The sequence below is a fragment of the Pantoea sp. EKM103V genome (genome assembly GCF_011800365.1).
GTDB classification, from domain to species: domain Bacteria; phylum Pseudomonadota; class Gammaproteobacteria; order Enterobacterales; family Enterobacteriaceae; genus Pantoea; species Pantoea anthophila.
Map to the genome: position 1 here is coordinate 108,168 of NZ_JAALFQ010000002.1, position 21,876 is coordinate 130,043.

A 21,876-nucleotide genomic window follows, 5' to 3' on the forward strand; every position below is an offset into this window, starting at 1 on the left:
AATTTTAAAATATTCAGCCCTGTCGTCTGGCTTATTTCGTCTGGCGTGCGTCTCGCTTATGCGTTTTCCCCGCAGAGTTTAAACGGGTCCGCTTGCAAACATCCTTGCCCCCTCTAGAATAAACAGTGCAACACGAATACGGCTGGCGATATTTATCATGCCGGTTACCATCTATTTTTAGAAAAGTTATCCAGGAGGATAATATGGCCGAACATCGTGGTGGTTCAGGTAATTTTGCAGAAAACCCTGAGAAAGCATCTGAAGCGGGTAAAAAAGGCGGGCAAAACAGCGGCGGTAACTTCGCCAATGACCGTGAAAAAGCTTCAGAAGCGGGCAAAAAAGGTGGCCAGAATAGCCACGGGGGCGGACGTAAGTCTGAATAATCAGAGATGTTAATGCTGATTTAGCCTCAGGCCCCGGCATTCCTGCCGGGGCTTTCATTTTTAATTCATTGAGAGATGAGGTTTAATTTACGAAACCAATTATCAATAAATAAGCGCTGCCGCAGTGTTACTGGCAACTTTAATTAAATCCTTTCTCTGCCAGTCGATATTGTTTCATATCAGGCTCTCTTCTTTACTTATTCCCGTCCCGTTTAAATAGTGCCAGCCATAAGCACGTTTAACTGCCTCTTTATCTGCCTCACAATGCATCGCGTGACTGGCACGCGTCAGCGCAAGCAGGGCATGGCGCTGCGCCTCTGCGGCATAACGTTGAGGGGAAATCACCGCCAGCGAGTGCAGCGCTTTCTGCAGGCGCAACTGAACTTCGACCATCGCGGCACCATCGCGTGCAATCCCTGTGAAAATATCGTCAAACATGTCGCAGATTTGTGCGGGCTGCATAAAGAGCCGCGGGTAGTGCGTGGTGGCAGAGTCTGCAGAGTCTGCAGAGGCGGGCAGGGTGAACAACCTGACCGCCCGGCCGATAATATCGATCGCAGTGCCCGGATCGTTAACCGCCGGAGATAGCGCGCGTGAGGCGATTTCGGACAGGACACACAGCCCAAAGCGGGGGTCCTGTTCAAAGGAACGCTGCTCACCCAGGGTGAAGGCATGACACACTCTCTGCATCTCATCCTCCTCCAGTGGCCGATCGCACCAGAGCAGCGGGGCGCCTTGATGAATAAAACTGCCCGGCTGAGCGGCAAGATAAAGATGACAGTCGTTCTCCTGAGCGAAGTCGGAAAGATGTTGCAGGTCTACATGTTGCAGGTAGCCGGTCTGCGGATGAAAGATGCTCTGCGGGGCGCGATTCTCTGGCAGAACACCGTTCCAGGCAGAGCAGCCCATACAGGGTTGCCGGAGGCGATCGTGGAGGGCTGCCGTGGTGGCTTCTTCGACGCGATGTGATGTGTCAGACATGCAGCCAAACTGGGCCAGATGCTGTATCCAGCGCAGCAGCGTCACGACAATCGTGGCAATGACCACCAGGGTGACAAAAAAGAGAATCACCCGCCCCTGGGTGCCATAGGCGCCCATACCGAGAGCGATGATGCCCACCAGGCTGTAAAGAAAGGAGCCAATAAAGGTCGCCAGCACATTCTGCGTCGTGCCATCTTCAAGCAGCAGCACCGTAGCGCGTGGCGTCACGCTGCTGCTGGCAGAGTTATAAGCGGTAACCACGATATTGAGCGAGAAAGTGGTGACGGCCAGCATACTTGAGGCGAGTATCGTCAGGATCTTATCGACTGCGTCACTGCCCACAATCCCTGATACCGAAACCGGTATAAAGGGTTTAATGGCGATAGCGACAAGGGCAGTGATAATCGCCAGCAGCGCGAATAATGAACTGCGAAACCAGAGCTGTCGGGTCAGCCGGAGAAGAAGCCACCGCGTTTTAGACATCATGTCACCTTTTTAATCAGTTTATCGTCGCGGCTTCGCATCAGGCCTTCGTCCGCTGTCCTTATAAAGCCACTCTGTCACCTCTCTTTCCTGACCATCGGCCTGGGCAGAAACCTTCATTTACAGAGCTGGCTGGTTGCAAGGTAAGAATAGCCACGGATTGGCGCATTGACACCCGCTCGCCCTGCGCGGAAAGGCGCTGACCTGTTGCAAGCGGGATTGATCTGTCATGGCATTCGTTTATAGTAACGGGTCTGTCTGGTCAGCTTTTCGCTCTGATCAGATATCACGGCCCGCGTTCAGAACAGCATTGCGCGGGATGACTTCCGTCCTGAAGGCACTTTGTTGCCGTAAAGGAGAATCCAGAATCATGCGTCTTACGCCACCCTGAGTCTTACCCCTCCTCTGTCGCACTGAGCCCGCTCAGCTGCGCGCCCTGAACATCCCGTCTGCGGATGGAACTTTTCGTATCTGAAAATTATTGCCCCTGCGGGCTGACTTTATTCAAAATCTGAGAAATTATTATGCTGCTGTCCTCGACGCGTAAGGACTGGCTGGGTAACGTCCGTGGTGACGTCCTTGCCGGTATTGTTGTCGCGCTCGCGCTTATTCCGGAAGCGATCGCTTTTTCCATCATTGCTGGTGTCGATCCCCAGGTCGGCCTCTATTCCGCCTTCTGTATTCCCATCGTCATGGCCTTCTTTGGCGGCCGCCCGGCGATGATCTCCTCCTCAACTGGTGCGATGGCACTGCTGATGGTCACGCTGGTTAAAGACCACGGACTGGAATATCTGCTTGCGGCCTCTGTGCTGACGGGCGTGTTCCAGCTGATAGCCGGATACCTCAAGCTCGGCAGCCTGATGCGCTACGTTTCGCGCTCGGTGGTGACCGGCTTCGTGAACGCACTGGCGATACTGATATTTATGGCGCAGTTACCGGAGCTGACGCATGTCACCTGGCACGTCTATGCGCTCACGGCTGCCGGGCTCGGCATTATTTATCTCTTCCCGTACCTGAATAAAACGATTCCTTCCCCCCTGGTCTGCATCATCGTGCTGACCGCTATCTCTGTCTGGCTGCACCTGGACGTTCGCACGGTGGGCGATATGGGTAAACTGCCTGACAGCCTGCCGGTGTTTCTCATTCCGGATATCCCGCTTAACCTTGAGACCCTGCTGATCATTCTGCCGTACTCGGCGGGGCTGGCCGTGGTAGGGCTGCTGGAATCCATGATGACCGCCACGATTGTGGATGACATGACCGACACAGCGAGTGACAAGAACCGCGAGTGCAAGGCACAGGGTATTGCCAATATCTGCACTTCGTTTATTGGCGGGATGGCGGGCTGTGCCATGATTGGCCAGTCGGTAATCAATGTTAAATCGGGTGGGCGGGGACGGCTTTCCACGCTTACGGCGGGCGTGGTGCTGCTGTTGATGGTGGTGTTCCTGCGCGACTGGGTGTCGCAGATACCCATGGCGGCGCTGGTTGCGGTGATGATTATGGTTTCCATCGGCACCTTTTCATGGCAATCCCTTGCGAACCTGCGCACCCACCCGCTTTCAAGCAGCATTGTGATGCTGGCGACCGTGGCCGTGGTGGTCGCCACCCATAATCTGGCCTTTGGTGTGCTGACCGGGGTACTGATTGCATCACTGAACTTTGCCACTAAGGTGGCCCACTTTATGGCCGTTTCCTCTGCCGTAGAGGGCAATACCCGCACCTATACCGTGAGCGGACAACTCTTCTTTGCCTCAGCTGACCGGTTTACCCGCCATTTCGATTTTCGCGAGAAGCTGGATCGTGTGGTGATCGACGTGACGCACGCCCATTTCTGGGATATCACCGCAGTCAATGCGCTGGACCGCATTGTGATTAAGTTTCGCCGTGAGGGCACCGATGTCGACATCAGGGGAATGAACGACGCGACCCGGACGCTGGTTGACCGGTTCGGCGTGCATGACAAACCTGAAGAGGTAAAAAAGCTGATGAGCGGCCACTAATTCATTGATGATTTATGGTGATACAGGATCGGCTTCCAGCCGTGTCATCAGTTGAAAGCGCAATGCCGTGGCGATCACCACGGCATTGGTTTGTAACCACTTAGCAGCCTGAAGGTCTGGATAGTTGCCCTGGACAGCGTTGCTGCAGTATCGGCAATGGTAAAGCGGTAAGAGTGATCCTTTATCAGGGGGCTGAGATCGGTACAGGCAATCAGAAGCGCCTCTGCCTCAAGCCTTTCCACTTCAGCGACTAACGCCTTCCATCCTGCCTGCACCTCAGCGTCGTGGAAGCCTTTTGCTTTCACTTGCCCGATTAAAGCTGTGGTCATTTCACGAAGCCGCTGTGAATCAATCATCTCGCGGCCAGACGCTTTTATGCGTGCCTGATAGAAACCGGCCTCGAGGGTAGGTTCTGTCGCCAGTACTGCGATTCTGCTGGCTTCTGCGGGTAGCGACGCCAGGGCACTCTCTGCAATATGAAGAAGGGGAATATCTCCACAGGCCTTTTTCATTTCGGCGAAATAGCAGTGTGCAAGATTACAGGGAACGGCTATCAGGCTGACTCTGGCCTTAACAAGGTCGGCAATGCCCTCCTGCAGGGCGGTAACCATAGCGTGATCGTCAATGTCCCTGCCGGGCCAGAACGGGGTCGGCAAAGAGATGATATGCATTTTAGGAAAATCCAGATCATATTTTGCACCATAGCCCAGCTGGCACTCTGTCACCAGCATATCAATGAACGGGGCCGTAGAACGGGGTCCCATACCTGCAAGTACACCTATAGAAACCGTCACGCCAGCGTCTCCTTTCCTTAATTCTTTTTCCGGATCCCCGGACCTTCCTGAGTAATCAGCATCATGGAAGGGTGACATTTCCGTTATCTCTTTACCAGAGTTCACACGCAGCAGGGTGATGGCGGATGAAGACTGCGCTGCCCCGCAGATTGCTCGTGGTGGCTAATTCGGCACACTCTCTCTATGATGACTTTTTTCCGACTCTCTGTCGGGAACGATCAACGACTCAGGGAAGTATCTTCGCGATGACCATGTTAAATGACCTCGATCTGCGTCAGCTGGAGGCCTTCTCGGCGGTAATTTCTGCGGGCAGCGTCACGGCGGCAGCCAAAGCACTGAACCGCTCGCAGCCCGCTGTTTCCCGTCTGATTCAGGAGCTGGAGCAGTCGCTGGGCTACCCCCTGTTTATCCGCAACGGCCCACGTATTCATCCCTCTGAAGAGGCGTTACAGCTGCATCAGTATGTGCAAAAAGCACTGCTCTCTTTGCAGCAGATCCGCTTACGCGCCCAGGAGATTGCGCATCAGCAGCATCGCCCGCTCAGTATTGCTGCTACGCCTGCGCTGGCGGCCGGATTACTGCCGCAGGCGCTGGCGGCACTGAACCTGCAGAACAAAGTCCAGATCATCAGTGAATCTGCCGTCCAGACGGCGCACGCGGTGATCACCGCAGAGGCTGACATCGGTTTATGCAGTCTGCCGCTGGAACATCACGCGGTTGAACTGCACTGGATTGGACAGTCGCAGTGCGTCGTGGCGCTGCCGGAAGAGGATGAGCTGGCGGCGAACAGTGAGCTTTCACTGAACCAGCTGGCAGGCCGCCGGCTGATCGCTCCCTTCAGCCCGCAGCGCTTACGCGGACGCTATGAAAAAGCGCTGAAAAAGGTCAGAGCCCCGCTGCTGGAAACCATTGAAACCAACTCCTCGGCCAATATCCTGGGCTGCGTGCGGGCTGGATTAGGTGTGGCGATCCTCGAACCGGTAACGGGCTGGGGCATGCCGCTGGCCGGTGTGGCAATCCGCCCGATTCAGGAAGATATTCCTTACTTCTTTGGCGTCATCACCCCGCAGGGCCGCCAGATTTCCAGTGCGGCCCAGGCGCTGGTGGAGGCCCTGGCCGATGCTGCCGCACACCTGTTGCCGGGGTTTGAACGTCTGACAGCCAGTGAACATCCCCGCATCATGCGTATTATCAACCAGAATTAACACCGCCTCTCACGGTCACCCGGCAGGGTGACCTCTCGTCCTGCCAAAATCAACAGATACCCGTCAGGGTTAACCAGACGCAGCCTTCTGAATAATCCCTGTGATTTCAATGCTTATAACTTATGCGGCATAAGATATAAGAAATCCATTGGTCAATGGGTGAGCGTGCTTCTTGACTCCGATTTGGGGCAAGAGGAATATGCGAAAGCTGAGTTCTTACTATGCGTTATGATGATTCTTATCCGCTTACTATGTGTTTTTAAGATAATAAAAAAGCAGGGTCATTGGCGCGTTTTAATCGTTTTCGCCCGCTATCCGGCGATCGCTGACACCAGGGAAATCTTTATATGACGTATGCCGCCAAAGGCCTTGCCGCGCTTGAAGCTCAGCTGCAGCAGGATCTGGAATGTCTGGAACTGCCCGCCAAATCCTGGGTGCCGGAGCGCACCTGGCAGGGGGCGCCGGTTCGCGATGTTGTGGTCATCGGTGCCGGTATGTGCGGTCTGGCTGCGCTCGCTAAATTACAGCTCACCGGCATCAGCAATGTGGTGGCGTATGACGCCGCACCGGCAGGGCGGGAAGGCCCCTGGGTGACCTTTGCACGCATGGAAACCCTGCGCTCGCCGAAAACGCTGCAGGGCCCGGCACTGGGTCTTGCACCGCTGACCTTCCGCGCATGGTTTACGGCGCAGTGGGGCAAGGAAGCCTGGCAGGCGCTGGATAAAATCCCTAAAGCGCAGTGGATGGATTATCTGATCTGGTATCGCAGGGTGCTGAACCTGCCGGTGCAGAACAACGTGCGGGTCTGCACTATCGCACAGGCCGGAGATGTCATTGCGCTGGATCTGGACGGCGCCGAAACCGGCCGTGTTTACACACGCCGTCTGGTGCTGGCTACCGGACGTTCAGGACTGGGCGGGTTTGCCGTTCCGGATTTCCTGCAGGGTATTGATCGCCGGTTCTGGGCACACTCCGCCGATGAGATCGATTTTGCGGCGTTACAGGGCAAACGCGTGGCGGTGATTGGAGCAGGCGCGTCGTCGATGGATAACGCCGCCACCGCACTGGAGCAGGGTGCCGCAGCGGTCGATCTGCTGATCCGGCGCAAAGCGATGCCGCGTATCAACAAGATGACCGGCATCGGCAGCCAGGGGGTGATACACGGCATGCACTCTCTGCCGGATGCGTGGAAATGGAAGTTTGTCGACTACACCGCCGCGACACAAACGCCGCCGCCTCGCGCGTCAACCCTGCGCGTCTCCCGCCATGACAATGCGCGTTTCTTTCTCGACTGTGCCATTAACGCCGTCAGGCAGGAAGCAGAGGGCCTGGTGATTGAAACCACCCAGGGCGCACTGCGCTACGACTTCCTGATCGCCGCCACCGGCTTCACCAACGATTTCAACGGCCGGCCGGAGTTTGCTGCCATCGAGCCGCATATCCGCAGCTGGGCCGACGGCCGTTATCAGCCAGAGATGGGGCCAGCACGTCAGAACCTGCTGGACGCGCCGGATCTGGGGCCTTCCTTTGAGTTTCGCGAAGTGACGCCGGGGGCCTGCCCGATGCTGGCACACATCCACTGCTTTAACGATGCCGCGATGCTGACGCACGGCAAAGTCTCCGGCGATATCCCGGCCGTGAGTGCGGGGGCCGATCGTCTGGTGCGCGGCATAACGGCCTCGCTGTTTGCCGAGGATGTCGAACAGCACTTCGCCAGTTTACAGGCTTATGACACCCCTGAATTGCAGGGCGATGAATGGGTGGATTCAACCCCGCAACTAAAACAGGAGAACGCGTTGTGATCGACGTTATTGATCAGGCAGCCGGATTAACACCCGATGAGGCGTTGTATCAGACGCGCCGCCTGCGCCCCGAATTTGTTGAGGGTGCAGAAGCGTGCCGTCTGTCCGTGCTGGCGCCCGAAGATGAACAGGGTTTACCGGCGGATCTGCGTCTGGCGCTGGCCCAGCGCATGGCATACCAGAACGACGATGCCGCGCTGCAACGGGATTACCAGGCTCAGCTGGCGGCGTTAAATCCGTCTGACGTGCTGCTGACCCTGGCTGCGGGCGGTGGGGTGAGTGAAGAGCCGCTGGCAACGATTGTGCGCCATGCCGATCTGGTGACCCAGCAACCCATTCAGGCGACCGAACAGCATATCCGGCTGCTTGAGCAGGCCGGGTTAAGCAATCCGCAAATCGTCGCGCTCTCGGAACTGATCGCCTTTGTTAACTTCCAGACGCGCGTGGCGGCTGGCTTACGCCTGATGAGGTCCGCATGATTCCGTCAGTTAACCTCAAACCACTGCACTGGCATCCCTATATCACGCCGGTCGAGGTTGAACAGGCGACACCGGCGCAGCTTGATGCGATGAAGGTGACGCCCTCCAACAAGAAAATCTCAGAGTACGTGCGCACGCTGGTACACGATCCCGAAAGCTACACCGCCCGCACCGGCCTGTTCAACGCCATTATGTATGTTGAAGGGGGACTGGACCGCGCGGATCGAGAGCTGGGCGCGCTCGGTGCATCCATCGTCAACGGTTGTCGTTACTGTGCGGTGGTGCATGCGCGCCGTCATGCCCAGCTGGCCGGGAATGACGCGGTGGTCAGTGCGGTCTACTTCGACAGGGCCGATGTATTAGGTGAACGCGACGCGGCGATCTATCACTTTGCCCGTCGTTTATCGGTCACGCCCTCTGAGGCGACGCCGGACGATGTGGCCGCTCTGCGCGCTGTCGGCATGAACGATCAGGAGATCCTCGATCTCATCCACGCCATCGCCATCTTTGGCTGGGCCAACCGTCTGATGCATGTGCTCGGCCATGCTGACCTGAACAAATAAGGGCTGCACCGGATGTTAGAACTCAACAATATTACGCTCGCTTACGGCAGCAACCCGATTCTTAAAGGCGTCGACCTGTCGGTCAAACGTGGCGATGTGGTGTCGATCATCGGGCCAAGCGGCACCGGGAAAACCACGCTGTTGCGCTGCATCAACTATCTGGCGAAGCCGTCCGCGGGGACGATTCAGCTCGATCAGATCCGCATGGATTATCAGTCACCCGACAAAGCGGCGATTCAGGCGATCCGTCTGCGTACCGCCATGGTGTTTCAGCAGTTTAACGTCTTCAAGAACATGACGGTGCTGGAGAACGTGATGGACCCGCTGATCGTTATCCAGCGTAAAACCCGACAGCAGGCGCGCGACATCGCCGTGCAGGAGCTGGAGCGCGTAGGCCTGGGGGCGAAGCACCATCACTATCCGTCACAGCTGTCTGGCGGGCAGTTACAGCGTACCGGTATCGCCCGGGCGCTGGCAGTCCGTCCCGACGTGATGCTGTTTGATGAACCGACCTCATCGCTCGATCCCGAGCTGGTGGGGGAAGTGCTTAAAGTGATCAAAGATGTGGCGTCATCCGGCATTACCTCGCTGCTGGTGACGCACGAAATGCAGTTTGCGAAGAGCATTTCGAACCGCATCGTGTTTATGGATCAGGGTGTGGTGGCTGCGCAGGGGACGCCAGCAGAGATGTTTGATAACCCCACGCTGCCGCGCCTTGCCCAGTTCCTCAACTCAGAAAAAGTATTCTAATAATCACAGGAGTCAGAGACATGCCTGCAATCAAAACCACATTACATCGCCTGGCCGCGCCTGGCATCATCGCACTGGCCCTGATTAGCGGTAACAGCTTTGCGGATGCCGTTCGCACCATTAAGATCGCTACCGCAGCAGAGTCCAAACCCCTGTCATGGGGCGCAATCGGCCATGAGCCACAGGGCTACGAGCCGGACGTACTGAGAGCGATCAACGCGAAACTGCCACAGTATAAATTTGTGATGGAAGGCGCGGCGGATATCGCTCAGGAAACCGGTCTGGTGACCGGCAAATATGACATGGCGACGGGCGGATATTATAAAGCGCCTGCCCGCAGTAAACAGTTCCTGATCCCCGATGCACCGATCGGTGCCAGCCTGATGAAGATTTACAGTCGCAGCGACAGCAACATCAACAGCATGAAAGATCTGGTCGGTAAGAATATCGTGCCGGTGACCGCAGGCGGTGGTGTCTATAAGTTTGTCACCCAGTGGCAGCAGGAAAATCCGAACGACAAAATCACCATCAAAGCGTCCAGCGCGGGTGTGCCTTACCCGGATCGCCTGAAAGAGGTGCAGAACGGGAAATATGACGCGCTGATCCTGCCGTCAAATCTGGGTGAGCAGACGGTCATCGACAACCAGAAGCTGGCGATCAAAGCCAGTGAGCCGGTGGTGATTAACAACACCTATGTGCTGATCCACCGCTCCGCTGAGAATCAGGCGCTGAGTGATGACATCGCTCAATCGTTAAAGGCGCTGAAAGCGGATGGCACGCTGGATAAGCTGGCGCAGAAGTGGTTTGGCGAAGACGTGACGAAGTACATGAAGTAACAGATTCACTGCGCCCGGTGTCAGATCGGGCGCAGGCTGTCCTTTTTAGCAGGAGTGTTTCACCGTGAATCTATCCTCCATGATCCCAGAACTGCTGTCGGCGCTGCCTCTGACGCTCGGCATCATGTTTGTGGCGATGATTATCGGGTTCTTTCTGGCGCTTATCGCCACGTTTTTCCGCGTGCGCCGTCTTCCCGTGATCAGCCAGCTGGCCGATCTCTATGTCTCCTACGCGCGCAGCGTGCCCGTGGTGCTGCAGCTGTTTGTCGCCTTCTACGGCATGCCACTGATTACCGATAACTTCGGTTTTCGCGACTTTTTCACCGCCAACGTGGCGGCGATGATCGGCCTGAGCCTCTATCACGGAGGTTACCTGTCGGAAGTGATGCGCCCGGCCTATCTTGCGGTTGAGCGTGGTCAGCACGATGCCACCGACAGCCTGGGCTACAGCTTCCGCCAGAAAATGCTGCGTGTCATCGGCCCACAGGCGGTGCACTTTGCGCTGCCGGGCTACGGAAATGCCATTATCTATCTGATTCATAATGTGGCGCTGGTGATGTACATCGGTGCAGCTGATGTGATGGCGACCGCGCACCTGATTATGGAACGCGATTACAACCAGTATCAGTTCGGCACCTATCTGGTGCTGGCCGTGCTCTATTCACTGCTGTGCGGTGTGGCGTGGCTGGTTATCCGCTTCTTCGAACAACGTCATGCGAAGTACAGCGCTAAGTCTGCACCGCGCGTGAAGTTCACCACCAGCGTCTGAGCAGGGGAGAAAAACTATGTTTGATGCTGAGGTGTTACTGCCGGACTTCTGGAGCATTCTGGATGCGGTGCCGGTAACGCTGCTGATGGCAGTGACGATATTCATCTGTTCGACGCTGCTGGGCGGACTGTTTGCCTTTATTGAGCATCAGCGCATCCCGGTGCTGCGGCAGCTGGTCATCGCCTACAAAATTGCCTTCAAAGGTGTGCCGATGGTGGTGGTGATTTTCCTCGCCTACTACGGTCTGCCCCCGGCGCTGCACTTTGTCGCCACGCTGTCCGGAATAGCGGTTAATGCTCACTCGCTACCGAACTGGGTCATCATCATTGTGGCGCTGAGTGCCTGCGTAGCGGCGTTCCAGGCTGAAGTGTGGAAAGGCGCGCTGAATTCGTTCGACAGCGGTCAGTCGGATGCCGCCTTATCGCTCGGCTACAGCGGCGGACAGCTGTTCCGTCGGGTGATGTTTCCACAGATCATCGTGGCGGCAATCCCCGACCTGGCAAATGCATTTATGGTGATCATGAAAGCCCTGTCGCTGGCGTTTGCCATCGAAGTGGTGGATATTTTTGCTCAGGCCCAGTTAACGGCAGCCCTGAACTTCTACTATCTCGAAGCCTTCCTGATTGCGGCAGCGTTCTACATGGTGATTGCCTATGTGGTCACGAAAATTGCCGACAGGATTGAGGCCGCACTGCGCGTGCGCACCTGATAATTATTGCGTTGTCATGAAAGGGCCGCCCGGTGTGGCATAAGCCGGGCGGCCAGGATCGGTTAAATCGCAATGAGATAAACCGAAAACGTGAAGTTAAGAATTTTTTTTGAGGTTTATTCGGGACCGGACAACCACTTTTATTGTGATAGTCTCCATCATCCTCTGAAACATTCGCGCTCATCAAATGGTAGTGGGAGGAAGGTGATACGAACAAGTTTATAAAAGCCACCTACTAAAGGCTTAAGAGATAACCTTGAAGCGACATCTATTATTGGTGTTATATCGCAAAGATAGTCATAGCTCTTTCATGAATAAAGAGTTTCGAAATTATATTTCGCGGCACAGCTTCTTCCTGACTTGGTAAGAAGCTGTGCAATTGATTGTCGATAAAGATCACCCTAATCTACATTAGGGTCATGAAGAACTTCATGGTTCTGAAAGGTTTGAATGTTCAAATTCTATTCATTGGTGTTTTCACGGCGATAAGCACGATAGCGCTCTTCAAAAATCATCACTACCCCAGGATAATATCTGTTACCGTATAAGTAATTCGGCGTGCCAAGTCGCGGGAAGACGTAAGCAAAATCCTTAGGTCTGGCAGACTGCTCAATTAAATTTTTTTGATTATCCAGCCAGGCATTAATTGCTGTTTCAACCTTTTTTTCGCAAATTTTATCTTCGCCATTTTCTTTAACTGATACTTCACTCTTTGGTATTGAAGGAACGATAAATGTTACAGCAAACCGACGATGTGCTTCCTGTTTATTAAGGTCACCAGAGTCCTGCCAGGCTTTTCGCATAGCCCGTTCGGCAAAAGTAGAGCCATCTGAACGAAAACCAATTGACTGCACGGTTTGTTTGGCCTCAATGGCAAAGCTCGTGCCTGGAGACTGGATATAGAGATCGCATCGGCCATGCCGCAATGAGCCACTATCAACTCCAGGCTCGAGTGTGCGATGGCGTTTGAATGTTGAAAATTCCTCTAATGCATGCCATTTTTTTAGAGTCCATGCTGCTCCCGCTAATACACTCAATGATGCCCTTTCATTGTACCACCAGGGGTTATCATATGGGTTAGCAGAGGTGTAACGTACAATTGCCTTTATCCAGGAGCCTAAGAGTATTTCAAGGTCCTGCTCATTTTCTCTAACCGCAATCCTTTTAAGCGTTTTCACTTTAAAAATTCCCTAAGAGCAATAGAAATGAAACTGGAAGTGTTGTCATGAAGAAATCTATCGACAAATATTACTCCCATTAAGTTACTGAATATTTGATTTGCTTTAAACTCATCCAATATCGCTGATAATATCGGCATAAAGCATGTGAACTTTAAGGTTTCAGAATACTAATTTTGAACGCTGGGGTTACATTACTGGTATAGCAGGCGTCTTTAGCGCTGCGGAGATAGCGTTTTTCTGAGATTACTCACATGTAAAGGAGTACTGGACGTGACAGAATATGTTCGTATCTGGTCTGAATAGCTCTGATTATGGCAAGCGATTAACCTGCGGCTCAATTCTGGCGGCCAGAATAGTTTCACTATAGACCTTGGCATTACGGAGAACGGCACTGTCCTGAAAACGCATGCAGAGTTGATGAGGGCATTGGCGACAAACGCTTGACCTTAGACGTTTGTCGCATAATGCCCGGAACTCATTTACTGTAAATATTGCTCGTTATTCACCGGCTTTATGCTTACCTGAGTTGATAGCGATGTTCTTAAAGCCAGCAGCTCGGCGGTCCCCTGCTAAGCAGATTTAGCATTTGACTGCGTCACCAACATTATATTCTGGTGAATTTTTCGCAACGGGCTTCAACATGTTGAACTCCTGCCTCGCGCTTAGCACTACGCAGGCCGGACTCTGGCCTTAGTGGGATGTCCGTCGCGGCCATCGTCATGCGTGTGATCAGGATTGGGCTCAATCAGCACGATAAAATCCTCTCCTTTTCCGTCGCGCGGCAACGTAATTAAATCGCCTGCGCGGGGCTTCGCGTCAAAGTCATGCTCTTCTTCCACGCCTGTATCTTCAAAAACCACCGTAATTTTCATTTTCGCGTCCTCTGTCTGATGAGCTGCGTCGTGACCTCAGTATTCGCTGACGCTGACCAGAATAAGAGTAGCGCATCCTGAAAATAGCCTGAGCGGCCTGCCCGTAACACACTATCCTTTGCAGAGGAGGTGACTATGTGTGGACGGTTTGCGCAGTACAGCAGCAGAGATGAATACTTTGACGCACTGGGGCTGACGCCCGATGAGGTCATTTACGATCCGGAACCGATAGGGCGCTACAACGTTGCGCCTGGAACAAACGTCCTGCTGCTCAATGAGCGGGAGGAGGAGATCCACTTTGACCCGGTCAACTGGGGTTATGGTCCGGAGTGGTGGCACAAGCAGCCACTCATCAATGCGCGGGGTGAGACGGCTGCCACAGGGCGTATGTTTAAACCTCTCTGGGAGCATGGACGCGCCATTGTTCCGGCAGATGGCTGGTTTGAATGGAAGCGGGACGGCAAAGCAAAACAGCCCTATTTTATCTGCCACAAAAAGCAGGAGCCGCTGTTCTTTGCTGCGATTGGCAGGGCGCCTTACGGCAGGGATCACGGGCGCGAGGGGTTTGTCATCGTAACGGCCGCGAGCAATCAAGGCATGGTTGATATTCATGACCGTCGCCCGCTGGTTTTGCGTGCCGATGCAGTACGCGAATGGCTGAGTGCAGAAACCACGCCAGAACGTGCACAGGAGATCGCACGTGACGCAGCCTTAACTGAGACAGCCTTTACCTGGCATCCTGTTACCCGCAAAGTCGGCAACATTCATAATCAGGGTAAATCTCTGATTGAGGCTATTGAACCTGACTCAGTCGGAAACGCAGATTGAATTGTTTTCCGGATTGCGTCCCGCGCCGCTGGCAGAAATTCGGTAAATTTATTTTCATCGATTCCGGATTGCTCCTGGCCCTCTGACAGATTGCCACATTTTAAGGGAAGCGGTACTTTACTGGCGCAGTTCATTTATCTGCCATCCATGACAACGGCTGGACCGGAAACAGGAAACATTTACTGAAAATTCCAGCTTCACGATTTTGTCTCATTCCTGCTTTTTATTTTTTGCCGCTTACGCTTTATTTCGTAAAAGCAGTCTGTGATTTTCTTCTTTTAGCGCCAGTCCTGCTGATTTTACCCGTGGCATCAGGCTCGTAAGATTATTTAAAATCCTGATCAGGCAGCAGGTTATCTCTGCCCGGGTTACAGCTAAGAATCGTCTTAAAAACGCATCAGGAAAGCGATGCAATGATTTTCGCTTTGGTACAGATTTCAGAGTGAACCTGTTGCTTATAAAGACGATATATTTTTTTCTGAGCGAAGCGGGAATATTTAACGCGATGATTTTCTCAGTGGAAATAATGCTAAAAGTTTGTGTTTAAACACCATTCAAACCACGCTTGTTAAGTCCTTAACATTTAAAGTGAGATGAATATGAACAAGCACAGAGGCGGATCGGGTAATTTCGCAGAAAATCCCCAGCGGGCTTCAGAAGCGGGACGGATTGGCGGAAAAGCCAGTAGTGGGAATTTTAAAAATAACCCTGAACGGGCCGTTGAAGCGGGACGTAAAGGGGTTCAGTGAGCCGTCGCGGTAAAACGCAGGAAACCCGTGCCTGACTCCGCTATTGCTGCACGGTATTCAGATCTATTTTGTCCGGAACTTTGTGCCGTGCAGAGTTCATTTTCTCCCGCCCTATTCAGGAGTACACAATGCAATATACAAAAACGGTGAAAGGGCTGCTGGCTGTCTCAGCAGTGGTGACCCTGTTCTCTACTGCCAGCGTGCAGGCTCAGACGCAGACGAACACACCGCAAAGCGGTAATCCCGCCTCCTCCGCATCGAACGGAAAACTCAGCGCCGGCGACCAGAAAGCGGTTAAAGAGATGGCGCAGGCCAATATCAATGAAATTGCCGCCGCAAAAATCGCGCTCAGTAAGTCGCAAAGCGCTGACGTTAAGGCCTTCGCTCAGAAGATGGTTGCCGATCACGGCGCTGCCCTGACCAAAGTGCAGACGGTCGCTCAGCAAAAAGGGGTCGCGCTACCCACTGAGCCGGATGCCACGCATAAGGCGATGGCCCTGGAACTGGAAAAGCAGAGCGGCGGGGCATTTGACAAAATGTATATGGAAAATGCCGGCCTGAAAGACCATAAAATGGTGCTGTCAACGCTGGAAAGTGATGCTAAGACGATAAAAGATCCGGATGTAAAAGCGCTGGCCGACGCGCATACCCCGGTTGTCGAGCAGCACCTGAAATCTGCCCAACAGATGTCGCAGTAACCGGCTCAGGGTTTACTGAGTAAACAGCGTGCCGGGTGGGCAGGGCGTCCGGAAGGGTGGACGCCATTTGTCGCGATGTACCGGCCGGAAAAGACGCTGTCTGTAACTCCTGATACGCCCCTCATCCAGCTTCCTCTCTGAAGCACAGATGATTAAAAGAAAGACGCAAAGTCGTTTGACACCTTAGCCTACCTACTAGTAGATTCATTGCAGGCCCGGCGCGATTTACGGGGTCATCGTTCTGTCAGAGGCAAAACGTGAAGGATGACGCGCGAATGAGCGTTGACGTTAATTTCTGCAATGTTGAGTGTGTTAATGAATAAATCTTCTCTTTCTGACCGTCAGAAATTAGCGCGTCTGGCGATAATCGCTGTCATACCGTTACTGCTGCTTGCGCTCTTACTGTGGGCGGGTGGCTGGCTGGACAGGTCGCGGCTGACATCGGATAAGCTGGTCACGGCTTTAGAAAAGTCGGGCGGCAGGCATCCAGGCTTTCGCCGCAATCATGCTAAAGGCGTCTGTATTCTGGGCGACTTTTCGTCAAACGGTAACGCCAGTGCCCTGTCGCGCGCCGCGCTGTTCGCGCCAGGGGTGACGCCTGTGGTGGGTCGTCTGGCAATTGCAGGCGGCAATCCCCATGCGCCTGACTATACGGTGCCGGTGCGCAGCATGGCGCTGGCCTTTTATCAGAAAAATGGTGAACAGTGGCGAACCGGCATGAATGCGATGCCGTTCTTTCCGGTCCAGAGCGTGGAGGGTTTTTACGATCTGCAGGTCGCGACGCTGCCGGATGCCCGAACGGGTAAACCCGATCCCGCTAAAGTTCAGGCTTTTGTGCAGCAGCACCCGGAGATCAAACGCTTTTTTGGCTGGGCAAAGCAGGCAGTGCCTTCTTCCAGCTGGATTAGCGATCGCTTTAACAGCCTGAACGCCTTTAATTTTATCGATGCCGCAGGCCATTCCCATCTGGTGCGCTGGAGTATGGTGCCGCACGCTGACTATCAGCCGATAGCGGTAAAAGAGAAGGGGGACGCTGACTTCTTACGAAACGATTTGCAGCAGCGACTGGCACAGGGGCCGCAGCAGTGGGACCTGATCATCACCGAAGCGGATGCAGGGGATAAAGGCAATGATGCGTCGGTGGCGTGGCCAGAAGACCGCAAGAAGATCACTGCCGGAACCCTCACCATCCATACGATGACGGCTCAGCAGGATGGCGCGTGTAACGACATCAATTACGATCCGCTGATTTTACCGGATGGCATTGCAGCCTCGGATGACCCGCTTCTGAATGCGCGTTCATCTGCGTATGCCAAATCTTATAATGCTCGCACCCACGAACAGGCCGGGGCTCACTGATGAAACAGAAAAACACTTTTCACCCGGCACTGCGCATCATCCACTGGCTGATGGCCGCGGCCATCATGGCAATGCTGTTTATGGGTGTCGCCATGGTCTCCACGGTGTCGTCATGGCACAGCCTGCTGGTGGCCATACATAAACCGCTGGGCCTGATGATTCTGTTGCTGGTGATTGTGCGGCTCTGGCTGCGCTTCACTACCGCTAAACCTGCGCTGCCGGCCACGCTACCGGGCTGGCAGAAGGGGTTAGCGCATCTGTCCCACTGGGCGCTGTATGCCATGATGCTGGCTCAGCCTCTCATCGGCTGGGCGATGCAGTCGGCCGCTGGTTATCCCATTACCCTGGGTAACCGGGTGCTGCCGGCCATTTTTCCTGTCAGCAACGACGCCTATGCTGTGCTGCGGCCGCTTCACAGCTGGGTTGCTTTGGCCCTTTTCCTGACGGTGATGTTGCACCTTGCCGCTGCCCTGTTCCATGGGTTGATACTGCGTGATGGGGTGTTCAGCAGTATGGCTGGCCTGAGTAAGCGTAAAGGAGGCGCGCCAGGCTCGCTTGACAACCCGCATGGCGGTCAGTAGGTTCAGGGCCGTTTACCGATTTGCTGTTAATTGATCTCAACTGCCGGAGCATGCATGAGTACCGAACGTTCACAGAAAGCCGAAGAAATAATGCACCATACCCGAATGCTGCTCACCTCCGGCGGATATAACAGCTTCAGCTATGCCGATCTGGCTGAGCGGGTAAAAATCCGCAAATCCAGTATTCATCACCATTTCCCCGCCAAAGCGGATCTGGTGCAGGCGGTGGTGAGTGATTATCGTCAGCAGGCACAGACAGGCATGGCGGCAATCAGTCAGCACTTCGCCGGAGATGCCCTGGGGGAGATTAACAGCTATGTGAACTTCTGGGCCACCTGCATAAAAGAGAACAACTCGCCTTTCTGTATCTGTGTGATGCTGGCTGTGGAGTTACCGGTTTTACCTGAAGAGGTCGCTCAGGAAGTGACCGGACATTTTAGCGATCTCACGGAATGGCTGACCGCTGTGCTGGACAGGGGAAATAAGAGCCACGTGTTTAACCTGCAGGAAAGTGCAGCAGCAGAAGCGAAATCGGTTATGGCGACGGTACATGGTGCGATTATTGCTGCACGCGCTTTTAATAATCCCGACATATTTTTGCAAATTGTCGAACCGGTAATAAAACGATTACTGAAAAGGCACTAATCGAGTCCGGGTAAATAGCCGCCTTTGCGGCACCTGTTACTATTTTCCCGCTTTCATTTAAATTCAGCGCGCTGCTGCTGAATTTTATTGCGGGCTATCCAGAAGAACGGTTAATTATTCCCGGTAATTACATTATCCGGAATCACTGCCATGCATCCGCTGGCGGAACAGATCGCTTTTGTCTCAGCAAACACGAGGAAGTTATTTATGACGACAGTTCGTGCTCTGCCATCATTACCTGTTCTCTCTTCATTCTGTTTTAGAATGAGTAACCAGCCTGACGCCATTGCAGCCGGTTTTCAGACGCAGTTGCAGAATCAGGTCCGGCTTTCACTGGCTCATAAGGTCCCGCTGCCCGCCGGGCAAAAAATAGCGGTCGCTGCCACTCCTCAGCGGACGCACATTGATGCACTACTTGCGCAACTGCTGGCGGACAGAAAGCGAGTCTCAGAGGCCGTCTGTCATGCGGATGAGCATCGTGAATCTGCTTCATTGCCGTGCCAGCTGATGAATAAAAATGAACTCGCGTTGAGATGTGACGCTGACGTTTATTCACTGATCCCGGACGTGCCGTTTGTCTGCCCGCCACCTTATCCGCCAGGGAGTGTGAGCCCGCTAACGCCGATTGTTATCTGGACTGCGCCTGAGATCGTCCGGTTCCCTGCTTTGAGCCCCAGAGGAGGGCTATTGCGAATACGCAGTGTTCGTCTGATAAACAAAGCCGGTTATCGCCGGAGGGGAATCAGCGAAAACGACCTGAATGATATTGCCCCGTCTCACTGAAACGCCGGGCACTGAGTCAGTCAGCGCCTGTGAAAGTATTTACCTTCAGATCAAACCGGAGAGTTATTATGCAGACCCCTCAATCATCTATTACGCACGCCCAGAACCAATGGCTTCAGTCTTATTACTATATCCGTGCGACCGCATCTGTTATATGGATTTTACTCGCGGTGTTGATTGGTAAAGATCATCCCGGCATCGGAGCCGTTCTCTTTATTCTCTATCCGGCCTGGGATGCCCTGGCAAATTATTTAGATGCCAGTAAATCAGGCGGATTAGCGGTAAATCCACCGCAGAAATTTAACCTGATTGTGAGCCTGATTGTCGCGGCGGCGATTATCTGGTCACTCTACTTCAGCATAAATGCGACCATTAAAGTCTTTGGCATCTGGGCAATATTTTCGGGCCTGCTTCAGCTTTCGGCGTCCCTCCGCCGCTGGAAATCTTCCAATGGGCAGTGGGCGATGATTTTAAGTGGTGCGCAATCTGCGCTGGCGGGCATTTTTATGTTCAGGCAGGCGAGCAGTGATATGCATCTGGATGTCACCACGGTTGCCCCCTACGCGGCGTTTGGCGTCTTCTATTTCCTGATTTCCGCCATCACGCTGACCCTTAAAAATGGTCGCAGGCGTAAAGTGACGGTGTAGCTACCTGACGCCGTCATGCACTGTCAGTCGGGTTCCGGGGCCAGCATCGTTTCTGCAAGATCAAGCAGGGCACGCAGCCGGTCCATATGACGGAGGTCCTGATGATAACCTGCCCAGATATCCCTTGAAGGCGGCATATCTGGCGTGGCAATGCGCTGCAGGCCCGGCGTGGCGTCGCCCAGTGGCTGAGGCAGAACGGCGACGCCCATCCCGCGCAGGCACATCTGCGCCTGAACAGCCCGGCTGGTGCTTTTGAATGCCGGGGCCGACTGCGGAAACCGTTCCAGAAGCCAGGAAACGTCAGGAAAGTGTGACTGTGCGCTGTTCATCAGGATCAGCCCCACCGAAGAGGGGTCGCTTAACAGCGCCTCCGCCTTCTCTGGCGTCCCGTAGAGGGCATAAGGCACGCTCATCAGACGTCGCTGAACGATGTCGGGATCGGTAAAAGGCACAATTCGAAATGCGACGTCGGCATCGCGGCGCGACAGATCGAGCAGGCGAAAGCTGGCGATCACCTCCGGCACGATCGCCGGATGACGGCGCGTCAGTTCGCTCAGAACCGGTGCCAGCACGTAGTTAGTAAACCACTCTGCCGCTGAGATACGTAAAATCCCTTCAAGGCGTTCATGATTTCCGGCCAGGCGTCGCTCCATCGCCAGCGCCGAATTTTCCATCGCTTCGGCCAGCTTCATCACGCCGTCACCGGCATCTGTCAGCACCAGGCCATCCTGTGTCCGGCGAAACAGTGCCTGCTGCGCCTCATCCTCCAGAGCCTTTATGCGGCGTCCTACCGTCGGATGACTCACGCCCAGACTCAGGGCCGCTTTCCCGTAAGAGCCGTTACGCATGACGGCAAGAAATACCTGAACATCACTCCACTCCACAGCCGCACCTCCGTACAAAAATGAACATTGAATATACAAAAGTGTCAGTTCTCAAACAACTTTGAAGGTATCAACATAGCTTCCATTGGGTCGCCGCAGGCGTCTTTATCAGGAAGCTAACTATGAAGAGATTAAAAGACAAAGTCGCTCTTGTTACCGGTGGTTCAAAAGGTATCGGAGCCGCAATAGCCCGTCAGCTGGCCGCCGAGGGGGCAAAAGTGGTTGTCAGTTACCTCTCAGACAGAGAGGGGGCTGAGCAGGTGGTCGCCGCTATCGACGCGGCCGCGGGTGAGGCGCTGGCTGTAGCAGCCGATGTCACCAGCCAGGCCGGGGTTGAAGCTCTGGTCAGCACCACGCTCACGCATTTCGGACAGCTGGATATCGTGGTGAATAACGCCGGTGTTTATCAGTTCGCCGCCATTGAGGAGAGCACCGAAGCGCTCTATCGCCGCCAGTTCGACATCAATGTTCTGGGGCCATTGTTAGTCACCGCGGCGGCCGTCCCTTACATGGGCAGGGGAGGCAGCATCATCAACATCAGTTCGTTTGTCACCCGCGTCTTCATCGCCGAAAGCGCCATCTACAGCGGGGCTAAAGGCGCGATAGATGCCATCACGGGCGTACTTTCGAAAGAGCTTGGTCCGCGCGGCATCCGGGTAAATGCGGTCAATCCCGGTCTGATCGAAACAGAAGGAAGTCACAGCGCTGGCGCGATGAATTCGGCGTTCCGGACGTGGAATGAAGCGCAGACGCCGCTCGGCCGTATCGGTCAGGTAGAGGATGTTGCACCGATCGTCTCTTTTCTCGCTTCAGAGGAAGCGGGCTGGATAAACGGTGAAGTGATACTGGCCTCCGGCGGTATGCGCTGATTGTCGCGCCGCTGGGCTGACAG

At 54.3% G+C, this 21,876-nt stretch carries 24 protein-coding genes; 19 read left to right on the forward strand and 5 right to left on the reverse strand.

Translation table 11 applies throughout. The annotated features are described in order from the left end of the window. The first annotated feature begins 203 nt into the window (after positions 1-203). Positions 204-383, forward strand: a complete 180-nt coding sequence (locus tag HFD97_RS06865; RefSeq protein ID WP_009092874.1) for a general stress protein — start codon at positions 204-206, stop codon at positions 381-383. A 174-nt stretch (positions 384-557) separates the two neighbouring features. On the opposite strand, the gene HFD97_RS06870 is transcribed toward HFD97_RS06865, so the two are convergent. Then, positions 558-1,850 (reverse strand): DUF2254 domain-containing protein, encoded by a 1,293-nt coding sequence (locus HFD97_RS06870; RefSeq protein ID WP_370528405.1) that lies wholly within the window; start codon positions 1,848-1,850, stop codon positions 558-560. A gap of 521 nt (positions 1,851-2,371) precedes the next feature. Between HFD97_RS06870 and HFD97_RS06875 the strand changes: the two genes are divergently transcribed. Then, entirely contained in the window at positions 2,372-3,850 is a 1,479-nt protein-coding gene (locus HFD97_RS06875; protein WP_167431619.1) for a SulP family inorganic anion transporter, read from the forward strand. Positions 3,851-3,924: 74 nt separating this feature from the next. Here the strand turns inward: HFD97_RS06875 and HFD97_RS06880 are convergent, their stop codons facing one another. Further along, positions 3,925-4,644, reverse strand: coding sequence for an aspartate/glutamate racemase family protein (locus HFD97_RS06880; RefSeq protein WP_167431620.1), 720 nt, complete (start codon positions 4,642-4,644; stop codon positions 3,925-3,927). Positions 4,645-4,889: 245 nt separating this feature from the next. Between HFD97_RS06880 and HFD97_RS06885 the strand changes: the two genes are divergently transcribed. From HFD97_RS06885 to HFD97_RS06920, 8 genes are all read left to right on the forward strand, one after another. Further along, positions 4,890-5,849, forward strand: a complete 960-nt coding sequence (locus HFD97_RS06885; protein ID WP_167431621.1) for a LysR family transcriptional regulator — start codon at positions 4,890-4,892, stop codon at positions 5,847-5,849. Between the two features lie 347 nt (positions 5,850-6,196). Beyond that, positions 6,197-7,651: an NAD(P)-binding domain-containing protein gene (locus HFD97_RS06890; protein ID WP_167431622.1), complete on the forward strand. Its 1,455-nt coding sequence runs from the start codon at positions 6,197-6,199 to the stop codon at positions 7,649-7,651. Next, complete coding sequence (locus HFD97_RS06895; RefSeq protein WP_167431623.1) at positions 7,648-8,130, forward strand: CMD domain-containing protein; 483 nt, start codon at positions 7,648-7,650, stop codon at positions 8,128-8,130. Before HFD97_RS06890 ends, HFD97_RS06895 begins: the two co-directional genes overlap by 4 nt. Next, positions 8,127-8,693: a peroxidase-related enzyme gene (locus HFD97_RS06900; protein ID WP_140029120.1), complete on the forward strand. Its 567-nt coding sequence runs from the start codon at positions 8,127-8,129 to the stop codon at positions 8,691-8,693. The genes HFD97_RS06895 and HFD97_RS06900 overlap by 4 nt, the downstream gene beginning before the upstream one ends. Before the next feature lie 12 nt (positions 8,694-8,705). Continuing rightward, positions 8,706-9,443, forward strand: coding sequence for an amino acid ABC transporter ATP-binding protein (locus HFD97_RS06905; RefSeq protein WP_009092882.1), 738 nt, complete (start codon positions 8,706-8,708; stop codon positions 9,441-9,443). A 20-nt stretch (positions 9,444-9,463) separates the two neighbouring features. Beyond that, entirely contained in the window at positions 9,464-10,279 is an 816-nt protein-coding gene (locus HFD97_RS06910) for a transporter substrate-binding domain-containing protein (RefSeq protein ID WP_167431624.1), read from the forward strand. Between the two features lie 79 nt (positions 10,280-10,358). Next, positions 10,359-11,048: an amino acid ABC transporter permease gene (locus HFD97_RS06915; protein ID WP_009092884.1), complete on the forward strand. Its 690-nt coding sequence runs from the start codon at positions 10,359-10,361 to the stop codon at positions 11,046-11,048. Positions 11,049-11,064: 16 nt separating this feature from the next. Next, complete coding sequence (locus HFD97_RS06920) at positions 11,065-11,757, forward strand: amino acid ABC transporter permease (RefSeq protein ID WP_140923388.1); 693 nt, start codon at positions 11,065-11,067, stop codon at positions 11,755-11,757. A gap of 461 nt (positions 11,758-12,218) precedes the next feature. Here the strand turns inward: HFD97_RS06920 and HFD97_RS06925 are convergent, their stop codons facing one another. Both HFD97_RS06925 and HFD97_RS06930 read right to left on the reverse strand, forming a co-directional pair. Then, positions 12,219-12,935, reverse strand: a complete 717-nt coding sequence (locus HFD97_RS06925; RefSeq protein WP_208971006.1) for a hypothetical protein — start codon at positions 12,933-12,935, stop codon at positions 12,219-12,221. Between the two features lie 671 nt (positions 12,936-13,606). Continuing rightward, positions 13,607-13,810, reverse strand: a complete 204-nt coding sequence (locus tag HFD97_RS06930; RefSeq protein ID WP_167431625.1) for a hypothetical protein — start codon at positions 13,808-13,810, stop codon at positions 13,607-13,609. A 135-nt stretch (positions 13,811-13,945) separates the two neighbouring features. Between HFD97_RS06930 and HFD97_RS06935 the strand changes: the two genes are divergently transcribed. The 8 genes from HFD97_RS06935 (at position 13,946) to HFD97_RS06970 (ending at position 20,100) form a co-directional block, all read left to right on the forward strand. Further along, positions 13,946-14,638 (forward strand): SOS response-associated peptidase family protein, encoded by a 693-nt coding sequence (locus HFD97_RS06935; protein WP_167431626.1) that lies wholly within the window; start codon positions 13,946-13,948, stop codon positions 14,636-14,638. Between the two features lie 599 nt (positions 14,639-15,237). After that, positions 15,238-15,387, forward strand: a complete 150-nt coding sequence (locus HFD97_RS06940) for a general stress protein (protein WP_167431627.1) — start codon at positions 15,238-15,240, stop codon at positions 15,385-15,387. A gap of 128 nt (positions 15,388-15,515) precedes the next feature. Beyond that, the gene (locus HFD97_RS06945; protein WP_150029105.1) at positions 15,516-16,085 is read left to right on the forward strand and encodes a DUF4142 domain-containing protein; all 570 of its coding nucleotides are present in this window, start codon (positions 15,516-15,518) and stop codon (positions 16,083-16,085) included. 315 nt (positions 16,086-16,400) lie between these two features. Continuing rightward, entirely contained in the window at positions 16,401-17,444 is a 1,044-nt protein-coding gene (locus HFD97_RS06950) for a catalase family peroxidase (RefSeq protein WP_167431628.1), read from the forward strand. After that, on the forward strand, positions 17,444-18,025 hold the full coding sequence (locus HFD97_RS06955) for a cytochrome b (RefSeq protein ID WP_150029103.1): 582 nt from the start codon (positions 17,444-17,446) through the stop codon (positions 18,023-18,025). Before HFD97_RS06950 ends, HFD97_RS06955 begins: the two co-directional genes overlap by 1 nt. Before the next feature lie 54 nt (positions 18,026-18,079). Continuing rightward, on the forward strand, positions 18,080-18,670 hold the full coding sequence (locus tag HFD97_RS06960; protein WP_167431629.1) for a TetR/AcrR family transcriptional regulator: 591 nt from the start codon (positions 18,080-18,082) through the stop codon (positions 18,668-18,670). A 207-nt stretch (positions 18,671-18,877) separates the two neighbouring features. Then, a complete protein-coding gene (locus HFD97_RS06965; RefSeq protein WP_167431630.1) occupies positions 18,878-19,453 on the forward strand; it encodes a hypothetical protein in 576 nt (191 codons plus the stop codon). Positions 19,454-19,482: 29 nt separating this feature from the next. Further along, the gene (locus tag HFD97_RS06970; protein ID WP_244319757.1) at positions 19,483-20,100 is read left to right on the forward strand and encodes a DUF308 domain-containing protein; all 618 of its coding nucleotides are present in this window, start codon (positions 19,483-19,485) and stop codon (positions 20,098-20,100) included. 23 nt (positions 20,101-20,123) lie between these two features. Here HFD97_RS06970 and HFD97_RS06975 read toward each other — a convergent pair whose 3' ends face one another. Then, positions 20,124-20,984: a LysR family transcriptional regulator gene (locus HFD97_RS06975; protein WP_167431631.1), complete on the reverse strand. Its 861-nt coding sequence runs from the start codon at positions 20,982-20,984 to the stop codon at positions 20,124-20,126. 122 nt (positions 20,985-21,106) lie between these two features. On the opposite strand from HFD97_RS06975, the gene HFD97_RS06980 reads away from it, so the two are divergent. Beyond that, on the forward strand, positions 21,107-21,853 hold the full coding sequence (locus tag HFD97_RS06980; protein ID WP_167431632.1) for an SDR family NAD(P)-dependent oxidoreductase: 747 nt from the start codon (positions 21,107-21,109) through the stop codon (positions 21,851-21,853). Positions 21,854-21,876 lie beyond the last annotated feature (23 nt).

What these genes read in the sequence shown, in the direction of transcription:
- HFD97_RS06865 (WP_009092874.1), top strand. Translation starts at nt 204, where the DNA reads ATGGCCGAACATCGTGGTGGTTCAGGTAATTTTGCAGAAAACCCTGAG.
- HFD97_RS06945 (WP_150029105.1), top strand. Translation starts at nt 15,516, where the DNA reads ATGCAATATACAAAAACGGTGAAAGGGCTGCTGGCTGTCTCAGCAGTG.
- HFD97_RS06915 (WP_009092884.1), top strand. Translation starts at nt 10,359, where the DNA reads ATGATCCCAGAACTGCTGTCGGCGCTGCCTCTGACGCTCGGCATCATG.
- HFD97_RS06885 (WP_167431621.1), top strand. Translation starts at nt 4,890, where the DNA reads ATGACCATGTTAAATGACCTCGATCTGCGTCAGCTGGAGGCCTTCTCG.
- HFD97_RS06955 (WP_150029103.1), top strand. Translation starts at nt 17,444, where the DNA reads ATGAAACAGAAAAACACTTTTCACCCGGCACTGCGCATCATCCACTGG.
- HFD97_RS06965 (WP_167431630.1), top strand. Translation starts at nt 18,878, where the DNA reads ATGACGACAGTTCGTGCTCTGCCATCATTACCTGTTCTCTCTTCATTC.
- HFD97_RS06890 (WP_167431622.1), top strand. Translation starts at nt 6,197, where the DNA reads ATGACGTATGCCGCCAAAGGCCTTGCCGCGCTTGAAGCTCAGCTGCAG.
- HFD97_RS06910 (WP_167431624.1), top strand. Translation starts at nt 9,464, where the DNA reads ATGCCTGCAATCAAAACCACATTACATCGCCTGGCCGCGCCTGGCATC.
- HFD97_RS06875 (WP_167431619.1), top strand. Translation starts at nt 2,372, where the DNA reads ATGCTGCTGTCCTCGACGCGTAAGGACTGGCTGGGTAACGTCCGTGGT.
- HFD97_RS06900 (WP_140029120.1), top strand. Translation starts at nt 8,127, where the DNA reads ATGATTCCGTCAGTTAACCTCAAACCACTGCACTGGCATCCCTATATC.
- HFD97_RS06870 (WP_370528405.1), bottom strand. Translation starts at nt 1,850, where the DNA reads ATGATGTCTAAAACGCGGTGGCTTCTTCTCCGGCTGACCCGACAGCTC.
- HFD97_RS06920 (WP_140923388.1), top strand. Translation starts at nt 11,065, where the DNA reads ATGTTTGATGCTGAGGTGTTACTGCCGGACTTCTGGAGCATTCTGGAT.
- HFD97_RS06940 (WP_167431627.1), top strand. Translation starts at nt 15,238, where the DNA reads ATGAACAAGCACAGAGGCGGATCGGGTAATTTCGCAGAAAATCCCCAG.
- HFD97_RS06950 (WP_167431628.1), top strand. Translation starts at nt 16,401, where the DNA reads ATGAATAAATCTTCTCTTTCTGACCGTCAGAAATTAGCGCGTCTGGCG.
- HFD97_RS06930 (WP_167431625.1), bottom strand. Translation starts at nt 13,810, where the DNA reads ATGAAAATTACGGTGGTTTTTGAAGATACAGGCGTGGAAGAAGAGCAT.
- HFD97_RS06905 (WP_009092882.1), top strand. Translation starts at nt 8,706, where the DNA reads ATGTTAGAACTCAACAATATTACGCTCGCTTACGGCAGCAACCCGATT.
- HFD97_RS06960 (WP_167431629.1), top strand. Translation starts at nt 18,080, where the DNA reads ATGAGTACCGAACGTTCACAGAAAGCCGAAGAAATAATGCACCATACC.
- HFD97_RS06935 (WP_167431626.1), top strand. Translation starts at nt 13,946, where the DNA reads ATGTGTGGACGGTTTGCGCAGTACAGCAGCAGAGATGAATACTTTGAC.
- HFD97_RS06980 (WP_167431632.1), top strand. Translation starts at nt 21,107, where the DNA reads ATGAAGAGATTAAAAGACAAAGTCGCTCTTGTTACCGGTGGTTCAAAA.